Origin of the sequence: Desulfonatronovibrio magnus, from assembly GCF_000934755.1 — a bacterium.
GTDB classification, from domain to species: domain Bacteria; phylum Desulfobacterota; class Desulfovibrionia; order Desulfovibrionales; family Desulfonatronovibrionaceae; genus Desulfonatronovibrio; species Desulfonatronovibrio magnus.
Window position 1 is genome coordinate 1 of the sequence record NZ_JYNP01000039.1, and the last position, 13,123, is coordinate 13,123.

Below are 13,123 nucleotides of genomic sequence, written 5' to 3' on the forward strand. Positions count from 1 at the left end.
TACTATAAAAAAGATTGATACTGCATTGGTTCCTGGTAGAGATTTGTTTTAATGGAAAAATTTACACAGCGAGGGACAGTCCCCCTCCGGGCTGTAAGCTTCCGGGCAGAAAGCTGTGCCAGGCGCAAAGTTCCCATCTTTGACGGAACTTTTCTGGTAATTGAGAATCAATCATATGTAAAAATCTTAAAAACTTGAAACAGCCTTAACACGAGATTGCTTCGCTTCGCTCGCAACAAGGATTGCCGCGCTCGCCCCAGTTGAATGGCTGCGCCTCACTGCGTGTATTCAACGGGGTCAAAAGACTCGCTCGCAATGACACCTGAGCTGTCAGGGATGTGGTTGCTGTAAATCTGTCAACCACGAGGGTGCCTAAGCGACCGAAGCAATCTTTATGGTAATTCCGTAGTACTCTGAATTAATTACATATTCGATTTTAGTTACTTGTAAGCAAAAATAGTAAAAATATGAAAATTGTAACTGTCTGATTTTATTAGCAAAACGATTGTAGTTACTTGAAAATTTGTAGACTTAGCCTTTAATGCCCTACATATTCGGATCTTGCCTGAGTGGCAATCTCATTGAGATCCTTGATAAGCTCTGGAGTGAGTTCTCCACGAGCTACCATTAGTCGTTCAATGATGGGATCAATGATGGAACAGATTTTTTCCTGACCCAGAACATCTCGAATCTGGCTGTGCTGCAGGTTATGAATGAGCTCATCAAGGTATTGCAGCCTGATAAGCTGATATTCAAAAAGTTCCTCAATTTCCGGGGTTACAGGCAGATTCATGGACAGCGAGGTGGCAACGTATAAACCTTGAATAATAGCTCCATAATATGCAAAAACAAGCACCTGCATAACTTCCAGGTCGTTTTCGGCAATCTCGGCATTGCTTCTAATCTGAGAGGCCACATGCTCGTTCACCAGTCTTCTGGCTTCTTCATCCTGGGGATCGCGAGTGAGTCTTTCAAGTAGATCCTGTCTGACAGGGTTAAGGTCAAGCCTGCTGCCCTGATCCAGGCGGGGTAATAAATCAGTGCGGACAAACATTCTGTTGTCAATGGAATTTCCCATGCGGCCAAAAACCATGGCGTAATTGGCATCAAACATAATCATACCCAGCAGAACCGCGAGTTCTTCATTGTCTTTGTTTCTGACTGATTTAGGGACAGTCAGCCCGGGTTGAAAAGAAAGGCCTGCTTCCTTGTACAAATCAAATTGCTGAAGAATTTCAGTGATATCTCCGTCGTCAACTCTTGAGATGATCTGATTGGAAATGTAGCTTAGCTCTGACTGGTATTCAGCCGAGTGCACGACCGGGGATGCTAAAAGTATAAAGATAAAGGCAGACACAACGAATGGTTTCATATTAGCTCCTTAATTTAATGTTGAGGTAGTAACAAATTACTAATGCGGGCTGTGCCCACAACCCAGTTATCTGTTATCTGTTATTTGTTATCTGTTATCAGTGTAAGGCAGTTAATTCAGGCTTTTGTTCTTCAACAATTAACAATTAACTATTAACTGATAACAATTTCTTGTTTTTTCTACAGGTTGAAACGGTAAGTTACTCAAACAACAGTTTTCAGAAACGCGTAATGATCTCTTAGCCAGAAAGGCGAAGTGAAACAACTCTGGCAAAAATCTTATAATAAAGTGCCATAAACAGTGCAAGCCCCATAATCCATAGAACAGCAATATTAAATACATAGCTTGAGATTTCTATTGGTCCCAGGCGTTTCCATCCAGAATAAAAATGAGCTTTCCCCAGACTGGAATCCGGCATTTTGGCTATGGGAGCAGCCACTTGTACAAGGCGTTCTCCTGAGAGCCGAACTTGCTCAAAGGATTTGACGTTTTTAACAAGATCGGCAATTTCCCGGTTAAAATTCTGTGTTTTGAGCAGATCAAGGCCTTTTTCTCCAAGTTCCTGCCTCAGTTCTTCTTCAACGGCCATTCTCTTATCCCAGATCAGGGATAAATCTCTGCGAAGGATTTGGGATACCTCCTGCAGCCAGGTTCTGACTTTATTTGCTGTTTCAGCATTATACACTTCAGGTTCAAGATCTTTAATCTCTACTTGAGAAGCCAGGTTAGCCTTCTGTTCCAGAACTTTAATTTCACTGCCCAAGACTGTCAGACGCTGCCTGATTTCATCAGGGTTGTCCTGATTCACTTCGAGCAGGGGATAGTCTATAAGACCGCGCATTTCCGGGATGTGATAGTCAATGATATAGCGCAACTGCCTTTCCTGCAGCCTCCAGGGCATGAATCGTGAAATATAGTCATTATTCAAGTATTGTCGTACAATAAGGGCTTCATAGCCCCAGCGAGAAGGCATCATATCGGCTACGAGAGGGGTATTGCGGTGCCCGGCATTACGATGCAGCAGATCGTCAAGAGGAATGACCGCTCCGCCAAGCATCATCTGGGGCACCAGCAGCAAGGGTATAAGAATATAAATGGTAACCACTGATTTAAAAGCTGAAGATATATTTAAACCAAGAATACAGGCTGGCACAGCACAGCTGAATAGCACCAGCCATGTAGAAAGGTGCATGTCTGGAATTTTGAGCAGAGTATTGCCTGTCAAAACGAATAAAGCCATCTGCAGAGCAGCTACAGCGAGGAGATAAACGCTTTTAGCCGATATATAGGCAGACCAATTGAGATGCAGAAACTCTTCGCGCTTTAGAATTTTACGGTCGCGATTAATTTCCTGGGCACTGACGCTCATGCCAAGAAAAAGGGCTACGATTATGCTGATGAAAAAATAAGTTGAAATGTTTTGATTATCCATGAATGAATAATCAGCTCCCCAGGCTCCATAAGATATGAGACCAGCAAGAAGGGCCAGCACAGGGGGTTCCAGAACATTCACCAGAAGATATTGTCTGTTGGCCAGACGTCCTTTAAGGGTGCGTATGAAAAATATTTTAGCCTGTCCCAGCCATCCGGGACGCCAGAGACGCGGTTCCACTGTATTGCACTCAGGTTTATGATCAGGGGGCAAATTACTGGCTTTTGACCTTTGATGCTGAAGGTAGCGTTCATGCCATTGCTCAGGTTTTACGAGGCGGTCCTCGGTATACAGACCATCCATGCCTACCTTTCTGGCTTCAATTATCTCAAATATCTGTTCGGGGTTAACATTGCCGCATGATGGACACGAATATTCATCCATTCCAGCCTGAAAAATCTGAGAACGGAAATGGACTATGGCTTCCAGAGGGTTACCATCGAAGATGGGCCTGCCGCCTTTGTCCAGCAGCCATAGTCTGTCCAGCAGCCTGAATATTCTTGAAGAAGGCTGATGGATAACAACAATGACCAGCTTGCCTTTGGCTGCTTGAGCCTTGAGCAAAGCCATGACATTTTCTGAATCTGATGAGGAAAGACCTGAAGTAGGTTCATCTACAAGAAGAACTGAGGGTTCGCGAATAAGTTCCAGAGCAATGTTCAGCCTTTTGCGCTGACCGCCGCTTATAGATTTTTCCAGAGGAGATCCAACCTTGAGGTCACGAATTTCACTCTGTTGCATTTCTTCAAGTAAATTGTCCACTGTGGCTTTCCGCTCATTATCAGACAAGTTGGCCATACATAATGAAGCGCTGTAGTATAAATTATCAAACACACTCAGTTCTTCAAACAACAGATCATCCTGAGGCACAAAACCCATAACGCCTTCTATTTTCCGGGATGACAGGGACATATTAATTCCGTTGACTGTCAACTGTCCTGAATCCGGCTTAAGCTGTCCGTTGAGGATACTTAACAGAGTTGATTTACCCGCACCACTGACCCCCATGACCCCCACAAGCATTCCATCAGTAAGATCAAAGCTGAAATTATGCAGACCGTTCTGGCTTCCTGGGTAGCGAAAATTAATTTGACGTCCCTGAAAGCAGAGCTTGTGCAGCTGATTATTTTGATCCCTGTTTTTGACAAGGGCCAGCAACTCACCGGAGTAAATGCGATTGCCTCTGGAATCACTCAATATAGCGCCCGAGCTTAGCACTTGAGGTCTGTCAGGGTGAAGGGGCCGGGAATCAAGAGTTATGGAAGGTCCTGGTCGGGCCGAAACAAATATTGTGTCCACATCTTGAAGGTAAAGGCAGGTAAAAGAGCCCAGAAAATCGGGGCGTGTGATCTTAAGAGATGATGCACCATCCATCAGATCATCACTGTCATCTTTGATTATCAGGCAGGATGGAAGAAATGTAACAGGCGGCCCAAAAGAATACAGCAGGCTTATAAAATCTGCGTGCTGCCTGTTGACACTCAAACTGTCCGCCACCGCTTTGTTCACGGACTGAGCCTCAAGATCATCCAAGTCAGGGCTGGTTGGATGCAGAAAGCAGGTAAGAAAGATATACTGTTCTAAAAGAGGCATTTTTGAGGCAATGCCAGAGGATATACTTTGAGCCAGCTTAATTTTTTGGGAATGATCACTTAATTCCTGTAGAGCAAGTGCTTCCTGGAACAGAGATGCGTAATCATCAATATTCCATATTTTCAGGTGTGTGCGAAGGTAGAGTTCAAGGCTTTTTTTAACTGTTTCACGCCTGTCTTCAGGCAGACAGGATGCCTGAACAGCAAACAGATTCAGAACCGCATTGAGAAGAATTTCCGTCATGGCATTGATTTTTCCTGCTTATGATCTGGTGTGGATTTGAACAAAAAACATCTTACAGCGTGGTGAGATGATATTCTGGTCCAACCCGGATCATGTTGAGAGCAGATGTCAATGCGCTTTGGGCATCGGGGATGAAAGGGACAGCCACTCGGGGGCTTAAGAGGGTTGGGTGGATCAGCCTGGATCATCATGCTTTTGATTTTTTTGCCGGGCACAGGCACGGGCACTGCACCAAGCAGGGCCTGGGTATAGGGATGACAAGGATTTTTATAGAGATCATCCTTGTCAGCTTCCTCCATCAACTGGCCAAAATACATGACCAGGATTCTGGTGCACAAATATTTGACCACAGAAAGATCATGGGAAATGAATAGATAAGACAGGTTGAGTTCATGCTGCAGGGTTTGCAAAAGGTTGAGTATCTGGGCTTGAACAGATACATCTAAGGCGGAAACAGGTTCATCACAGATGACCATGTCTGGATCAAGGCTGATGGCCCTGGCAATGGCGATTCTCTGTCTTTGCCCGCCGCTGAATTCATGAGGATAGCGGTTCATAAAGCTTGCGGAAAGGCCCACTGTGTCCATAATGTGCCGGGTTTTATCCATTATCTCTTTATATGTGCCGACCTTGTGAATTTTTAGAGGCTCAGAAATGATATTTTTGATTTTTTGTCTGGGATTCAGGGAAGAAAAGGGATCCTGGAAAATCATCTGAATTTTCTTACTTTTCAAAAGATCACTGGATGTACTGATTCGCTGACCGTCTAAAAATACTTCTCCGGATGTGGGTACCTCCAATCCGCACGCAATCTTGCCCAGAGTTGACTTGCCACAACCTGACTCACCCACAAGACCAAGGGTTTCTCCTTTTTGCACTGACATGGAAACATTATGCACAGCTTTAATCAGGTTTGTTGTCTTAAACCAGCTTCCGGTTTTGACAGCATAAGATTTAGTGATATTTTCCAGGGAAAGATAAGCTCTACTCATGATACAACCAGCATCTGATTAAAGACTTTCTTTGAATAGCCGGTGGCTCCTGCTGAGAGCAGATATCCATCTTCCTGGGGCATCTTGGATGAAAAGAACATCCTGAAGGCAGAGCTGATATTTCCGGTACGGTTCCTGGTATGGGCATGAGTTTTTCGTCGGAATCCAAGCGCGGAAGTGAGTTGAGCAGTCCTTTTGTGTAAGGGTGTCCAGGATCATCCAGGACTCGTTCAACGCTGCCCTGTTCAACTATTTGTCCAGCATACATAACTGCCATTTCGTTGCAGAGTTGCGCTACTACACCCAAATCATGAGTAATAACAATGGTTGAGGTTTTACCTTGTTCCTGCAGTCCGCGCAAAAGTTCAAGTATCTGGGCCTGGATGGTTACATCTAAGGCTGTGGTAGGTTCATCAGCCAGGATAATGTCTGGAGAGCAGGCCAGGGCCATGGCAATGATAATTCTTTGACGCATTCCTCCGCTTAGCTGGTGCGGAAAGTCATTGCAGCGCTCTGATGGAGCCGGAATACCAACCAGCTTCATCATTTCAATCCCTTTCTGCCAGGCCTCTTTGCTGGACATATTTTTATGAAAAACCAGGGACTCACTTATCTGGGCACCTACCCGAAATACCGGATTCAAGGCAGACATGGGCTCCTGAAAAATCATGGAGATTTTGTTGCCTCTAATGGTCCGGAGCTGACTTTCGGACATCTGAGTCAGATCTTGTCCCTGAAATATCACACTGCCATGAGTGATTTTACCGGGTGGTGAAGGAACAAGCCCCAGAATGGACAATGCCAGCATGGTTTTTCCGCATCCTGATTCTCCCACAAGGGCCAGACTCTGGCCCTGATTAAGAGTCAGGGATACATTGTTTACCGCCTGGACAGGTCCTGCCTTAAGGTAGAAAGTGGTGGTGAGATTATTGATTTCCAGCAGTGGCTGCATTCATTTCCCCCTGTGATATGATTATGCCCTGAGAAGATATGTTTTGGCAAGGGGAGATGACATGCGGTGGTTTTGAGGTTCCAAACTTTAAAGCAGGCTATGGCGGCGAACCAGGGTTCGGATAGCAAATGAAAGTTACCCAATGGCATTAATTGCTGAAGATAAGCACCAGCACCACGATAATGGCTACGATAGGAAGAGCCATTATTTTAAGAAAAAGCAGTAAGCCGTCTTTCATATTAAACTCCTTGTTACTAAAAAATTGGACAGTCAAGAATTATCGAGCATCAATTATTTGTTATTTGTTATTTGTTATTTGTTATCTGTTATCAGGTTAAGGCTGTGAATTCAGGCTTTTGTTCTTTTACAGTTAACTATTAACTATTAATTGATAACTTTTAAGTAACTACAAACGTATATGCAATAAATTCAGAGCATTACGGTTTTACGATACAGATTGCTTCGGTCGCTTAGGCTTCCTCGTGGGTGACAGGTTTTCAGCTACCACATCCCTGACAACTCAGGTGTCATTGCGAGCGAGTCTTTTGACCCCGTTGAATACACGCAGTGTAGGCGCAGCCATTCAACTGGGGCGAGCGCGGCAATCTCTAACTCGTTAAGGCTGATTTTTATTTACTCACAGGTTCGGTCCCGGGCCAGCCCGGGTGAGGAGCTCACAAGTAAAAATGTGAATTGGCGGAGAGGGTGGGATTCGAACCCACGTGGCGGGGTTAACCGCCAAGGCGATTTCGAGTCGCCCCCGTTACGACCTGACTTCGGTACCTCTCCATAAGGTTAAATGTATTTTGCTAAAACCGTTTTTCCATAAAAAATGAGGACAGCAATTCAGAACACTCATGGGCAAGAATTCCATCCATGTACCATATTCTATGATTTATCCAATGCAGATCATTTATGTCAAGACGGGAGATGACAGCGCCGGCCTTGTGGTCTCTTGCTCCAAAAATCAATCCTGAAATTCTGGCGTGAAAGATCGCTCCAAGGCACATAATGCATGGTTCAAGTGTAACAATAAGAACAGTATCTTTCAATCTATAATTACGGCGGTGCTGCGCAGCCTTACGCAAAGCAACAATTTCGGCGTGGGCGGTGGGATCATGTTTGCTCACACATTCGTTGTGTGCCTGGGAAATAACCTCTTTAGAAGAATGGTCAACAAGTACAGCACCCACTGGTGTTTCGCCTTCCCGGGCAGCGAGTTTCGCTTCATCAATGGCGACTTGCATAAGCTGGTGCCAGTTTTTGAAGGCACTGTGCTGATCATGACTCACGTAGATAGCGAATGCCACCGGCAATAAGTTCAGTTCCAGAAGTGACTTGTACCCCTCTGGTCCAGGCGGGATGGTTGGTGGGATGGTTAAATGCTTCCGGGTGGGGCATTAGTCCCAGCACTCTTCCTGTGGGATCAGTCAGACCAGCTATGGCCAGAGGTGAACCGTTGGGATTGTATGGGTACTGGTCTGTGGGTTGACCGGTTTCTGGATGAATGTATTGAAAAGCAATGAGATTGTCGTCTTGCAGGGTTTTGAGTAAATCATCATTTATGGCAACAAGTTTGCCTTCGCCATGCCTGACAGGCAGCTGAATGGTATCTAACCCTCTTGTAAAGACGCAGGGAGACAGGGCATTAACTTTGAGGTGTACCCAGCGGTCTTCAAATCTGGCTGAATCATTATGGGTGAGACTGACCTGGCGCTCAAACACCCTGTTGTTGGCTGCAGGTAAAAGACCAAGCTTGACCAGAAGCTGAAAACCATTACAAATCCCAAGGATAAGTTTGCCGGAATCATAAAAGCTGCTCAACTGATCCAGGAGTCGGGCTCCGTCTTTTGTTGTAGAGTACTTCCAGCGCAAAGCAGCAGCCTGTGCAGCCCCCAGGTCATCTCCATCAAGAAATCCGCCAGGAAATATAATTAAGTTATAGGGGGCAAGGCTGGTTTTGCCAGCGGTCAAATCGGAGAAAAAACAGATATCAACCTGATTTGATCCTGCCATGGATGCTGCATGGGCGGTTTCATTATGGCAGTTTGTACCGTATCCAGTTATTACTAATGTCTTGATCATAGTCATGATATAATATTTATTTTAATTCCTGTATGTATGGATTTTTCAAAATAAAATCAGTGGCTTCATTAGCGGGCATGGGTCTGGCAAAGTAGTAGCCCTGGGCAAAGTTGCAGTTGAGGGCCCTTAAGCTGTGCATTTGCTGGGCTGTTTCAATGCCTTCAGCCACAGCCTTTATCCCCAGGCTGTGGGTCATGGCCAGGATAGCTTTCACTAAGGCCATTCCGCTCTCAGTGGACAGCATGTTGATGAAGGACCGGTCGATTTTGAGAGCATCAATAGGCAGTTGCTGCAGATAGTTAAGGGATGAGTATCCGGTGCCGAAGTCATCCACGGAAAGCTTGGCGCCAAGTTTCTTGATTTTATTCATGGCGGCAATGGAACTTTGTGCGTTATCCATTACCACGCTTTCTGTAAGCTCAAGATTGATGTCCTGAACACTAACCTTTGCCTTGGCAAAATTTTTCTCTAAGGTATTGAGCAGGTTTTTGTCCCTGAACTGAACTCCTGAAAGATTGATATTAATGGTCAGGTCCATGCCTTGACTGTTCCAGGTGTGCAGCTGCTTGCAGGCAGTCAGGATAACCCATTCACCAATGGGGATAATAAGTTCGGTTTCTTCAGCTACTGGAATGAAAACATTAGGAGGTATCATGCCTTTATCAGGATGGATCCAGCGGATCAGGGCCTCTACCCCGGTGATGCGCCCGTCAAGCAGATTAATAATTGGCTGGTAATAAAGCACAAACTCTTCGTGGGCTATGGCTTTGCGCATTTCTGTTTCAATGGTCAACAGCTCTGTAACCTGGGCATGCATTATGGGGTCAAAAACAATATAGCTTCCGGGTGCTGTAGATTTGGCCTTGTGCAGGGCAGTATCTGCATCGCGGAAAAGTTGCTCCGGTTCGGTGTAGTTGCTGGAACCTACAACAATACCCATGGAACAGGTGGTAAAAATTTCATTATCATCAATGATGAATGGCTCGATAAATTGATCCTTGATTTTTTCGGCCCTCAAAGCAGCTTCAGGCAGATCGTCCACTTCAATGAGCAGGGCAAAGTCATCACCGCCGAAATGTGCCACAGTGTCTTTTTTTCTAATACTTTGCTCAAGTCTTTGGGATACCATTTTAATAAGCTGGTCACCTTTGCGCAAACCAAGTGAATCATTGATTATCTTGAAGCGGTCAAGATCAATGAAGATGACCGCAAAAAAGTATTTTGAATCTTCCTGCAGAGTTTGAATGGCTTTTTCGAGACGATTGTTGAAAAGTTCGCTGTTGGGCAGACCGGTCAATTTGCTGTAAAAAGTCCTTTGTCTCAGTTCTTCTTCTACTCGACGCTTGTCTGTCAGATCAAACAGGGATACTACAAAAGAGTCCCATTCAGGAATAGGAGCAAGTTTGGCAAAGATAATGATTTTTTCATTGTTTTTGGTGACACCCGTCAGTTCATACTCATTGGGTGTATTTTCCATGGCCTGTGTGTTGTCATCAAAATATGAGAGAATTGCTGACTGATCATCACTGTGCAGAAAGTCAGAAAAAAACATTTTGTTTTCAATTTCATCCCGGTCATATCCGCTGAGATCACAAAATTCCTTGTTAACCATGCCAATTTTGCCATTAATGGAATTGACAATAACCATGGCGCTTTTACTGGCTTCAAAGATGGTTCTGTAACGTTTTTCAGAATCTTTAAGTTCCCTGGTTCTCTCTTCAACAGTTTTTTCAAGCTCTTGAGTGTAATGCCTTATTTTAAGGGCCTGCAGGCGCATGGTAAGGTGGGTATTTATTCTTGAAAGAAGTTCTGCGCGATCAAATGGCTTGCTGACAAAATCCACTCCACCGGCTTCAAGTCCACGGGCCTTGACCTTGGGATCATCGATGGCTGAAATGAATATGACTGGAATTTCTGCAGTTTCAGGATTGTCTTTCAGTCGCTTGCAAACTTCTATTCCGTCAATGCCTTCCATCATCAGATCCAGCAGTACCAGATCGGTTTCAGTCGATATTCTTTCCAAAGCCTGATAACCGTCCTCGGCTTCAGTAAGCTCAGCTGTGGACTTAAGAAACCGCTTTAGCATGGAGCGGTTGATGAGTTCGTCGTCTACAATCAGGATGTTGGGTTTATTGTCTTCCATTTGGATTGCTTTAGTTTAAGGTGCTGTAAAATTAAGTTGTGAGTGTCTCACCCGGGTGAGGCCGGGACCGGACCTGCGAGGAACTAAACACAGCCCTGGCACGAGATTGCTTCGCTCTGCTCGCAACTAAGGATTGCCGCGCTCGCCCCAGTTGAACGGCTGCGCCTGCACTGCGTCTATTCATCGGGGTCAAAAGACTCGCTCGCAATGACACATGAGCTGTCAGGGATGTAGTTGCTCAAAATCTGTCACCCACGAGGGAGCCTAAGCGACCGATAACTGTAAGGGACAGCCCCCCTCCGGGCTGTAAGCCTCCGGGCAGGAAGCCGAGCCAAGCTGTCACAATCGGGTTTTAACCCCAAAATAGTTATGACATAAAACTCAGATTTAAAGTTTTCAAAAACGCGTAATGGTCCCGTTCAGGCAATCAAGCTCACAAAAACAATCTATGAGTGTCTTTCTACCTTACTTTGAATTTCTTGACAAGAGTTTCAAGTTCCTTGGCAAGGGAGGTCAAACTCTCCGAGCTGGTCTTGATAAGTTCGCTGCTCTGGTTAATGGAACTGGACGAATCAGTAAGTTTGACTATGTCCTGTGTCATATCAGCTGTGACAGTTGATGCCTGAGCCACATTTTCGTTAACCTCCTGAATGCCTGATGAAGCCTGAGATACATTTTCCGCAATATCCCGGGTGGTAACGCTTTGTTCTTCCATGGCCGCAGCAATAGTGCCTACGAACTCATTGACTTCATTAATGACCTTCATAACAAGGGTAATTTCTTCAATGGTGCTGTTGGTGGACTGCTGAATATCCTCAACTTTCTGCTTAATTTCTTCAGTTGACTGGGAAGTCTGATTAGCCAGTTCTTTGATTTCATTGGCAACAACCGCAAAACCTTTTCCTGCTTCTCCAGCCCTTGCCGCTTCTATTGTTGCATTCAAGGCCAGCAGGTTGGTCTGGGTGGAAATATCAGTAATTGTCTCAGAAACTTTTCCGATTTCTTGAGCAGCTTTGCCCAGCATGTTAACTCTATCAGAAGCATTTTTAGCCTGTACAACTGCCTTATCTGTAATTTTTCTGGCCTGATCTGCGCTGCCTGAGATCTCTCCTATGGTGGAGCTCATCTCTTCTGCGGCTGTAGCTACAGTAGATACATTAATTGATGCCTGTTCCATGGCTGCAGCTACAGAATTCATGTTGGAGCTCATTTCTTCTGAAGATGCCGCAACTGTACTGGTTCTGCTGGACATATCCCGGGATTCGGAATTCAAGCTGCCTGAAACTTCATCCAGATTTCTGGCAGATGAAAGCAGATCCTGTGATTTATCTGAAATGTTCACAAGCATCCGGCGCAGATTGGAGCTCATATCTCCAAGGTCCTGGATCATTATGCCCAGTTCATCTTTCTGGGTTGCTTTGATTTCCTGGCTCAAGTCTCCACCAGTCATCTTCTTGAGAAAATCACCTGCCATTTTTATTGGTGCTACCAGACTTCTGTTTACAGAAATAAGCACGATGGAGCTGATAAGGACAAGGATTCCCATGGTAAGAAAGCCTAATTGCAGTTGTGCGCTTTGAATGGATGCGTTTGTTTCATCAAGAGAGGTAATAATCTGAAAGGCTCCATGTACTTCACCGACTTTCCAGCCTTCCTTGATTCCTCCTACAGGGTCAGGCTCGCCTCGCGGATCGCCGTGGCAATACATGCAGTCCTGGGTCAGCTGTATGGGTCTGAAGTATCTGATTTCGTCCTGAGTTACGATTATCTTTTCATCCTGATACTGGCGCTGGAACCCTCTAAGAATTTCTCTTTCCAGTTCATCCGGTTCATTATCCGGGTTTCGAGGGCTGATTTTGGGAACTCGAAAAGTATAACCGGCCTCTTCAGCGTTTTCCTGGGCAACGCGCATGGCAGTTACTATTGGTACAGCTTCCAGAATTTGTGCTCTGGTTTCAAGCTCTTCAAAAGGACGCATTACGCCAACTGATAATTTGTTGGCCATGTTTTCTCTCGTTGCTTCAGCCATGACTACGATGGCTCTACTGGTGTCTATGATTGACTGGTGAGCGTTATCCCTGACCTGGCTCAGCTGCAGAAAGGCAAATATCAAAGCTACTATAATCGGACCTGCCAGGGCGATGATTAAAATTTTAAATTTTACGCTTATTGTGCTCCAGCTCATTTGCTCACTCCAAAGCTTAAAGGTTCTAAAGGTAATTCAAGTATAACTATTCAGCAAGATCTAATAAAAAAAGACCTGGCCCAAGGCTCCGTCATCCCGGACCCGATCCGGGATCAAAGTGACGGT

8 protein-coding genes and 1 tRNA gene are annotated in these 13,123 nt (G+C 45.1%); all 9 read right to left on the bottom strand.

Going from position 1 to position 13,123, the window contains the following annotated elements; genetic code table 11:
- Positions 1 to 538: 538 nt before the first annotated feature.
- The 9 genes from LZ23_RS05430 to LZ23_RS05470 all read right to left on the bottom strand — a co-directional run bounded on the left by LZ23_RS05430 (position 539) and on the right by LZ23_RS05470 (position 12,997).
- On the bottom strand, positions 539 to 1,372 hold the full coding sequence (locus tag LZ23_RS05430; protein WP_045212285.1) for a hypothetical protein: 834 nt from the start codon (positions 1,370 to 1,372) through the stop codon (positions 539 to 541).
- Between the two features lie 238 nt (positions 1,373 to 1,610).
- Positions 1,611 to 4,640, bottom strand: coding sequence for an ATP-binding cassette domain-containing protein (locus tag LZ23_RS05435; protein WP_052507140.1), 3,030 nt, complete (start codon positions 4,638 to 4,640; stop codon positions 1,611 to 1,613).
- The gene (locus tag LZ23_RS05440) at positions 4,637 to 5,632 is read right to left on the bottom strand and encodes an ABC transporter ATP-binding protein (protein WP_045212287.1); all 996 of its coding nucleotides are present in this window, start codon (positions 5,630 to 5,632) and stop codon (positions 4,637 to 4,639) included. The genes LZ23_RS05435 and LZ23_RS05440 overlap by 4 nt, the downstream gene beginning before the upstream one ends.
- Positions 5,625 to 6,584: an ABC transporter ATP-binding protein gene (locus LZ23_RS05445; RefSeq protein ID WP_045212288.1), complete on the bottom strand. Its 960-nt coding sequence runs from the start codon at positions 6,582 to 6,584 to the stop codon at positions 5,625 to 5,627. Before LZ23_RS05445 ends, LZ23_RS05440 begins: the two co-directional genes overlap by 8 nt.
- Positions 6,585 to 7,278: 694 nt before the next feature.
- Positions 7,279 to 7,373 (bottom strand) — tRNA-Ser (locus LZ23_RS05450).
- A 20-nt stretch (positions 7,374 to 7,393) separates the two neighbouring features.
- The gene (gene tadA, locus LZ23_RS05455; RefSeq protein WP_332308264.1) at positions 7,394 to 7,894 is read right to left on the bottom strand and encodes a tRNA adenosine(34) deaminase TadA; all 501 of its coding nucleotides are present in this window, start codon (positions 7,892 to 7,894) and stop codon (positions 7,394 to 7,396) included.
- The gene (locus tag LZ23_RS05460) at positions 7,866 to 8,675 is read right to left on the bottom strand and encodes a phosphoribosylformylglycinamidine synthase subunit PurQ (RefSeq protein WP_045212290.1); all 810 of its coding nucleotides are present in this window, start codon (positions 8,673 to 8,675) and stop codon (positions 7,866 to 7,868) included. The genes tadA and LZ23_RS05460 overlap by 29 nt, the downstream gene beginning before the upstream one ends.
- Positions 8,676 to 8,685: 10 nt before the next feature.
- Complete coding sequence (locus LZ23_RS05465) at positions 8,686 to 10,812, bottom strand: two-component system response regulator (protein WP_045212291.1); 2,127 nt, start codon at positions 10,810 to 10,812, stop codon at positions 8,686 to 8,688.
- A gap of 460 nt (positions 10,813 to 11,272) precedes the next feature.
- Entirely contained in the window at positions 11,273 to 12,997 is a 1,725-nt protein-coding gene (locus tag LZ23_RS05470; protein WP_045212293.1) for a methyl-accepting chemotaxis protein, read from the bottom strand.
- Positions 12,998 to 13,123 lie beyond the last annotated feature (126 nt).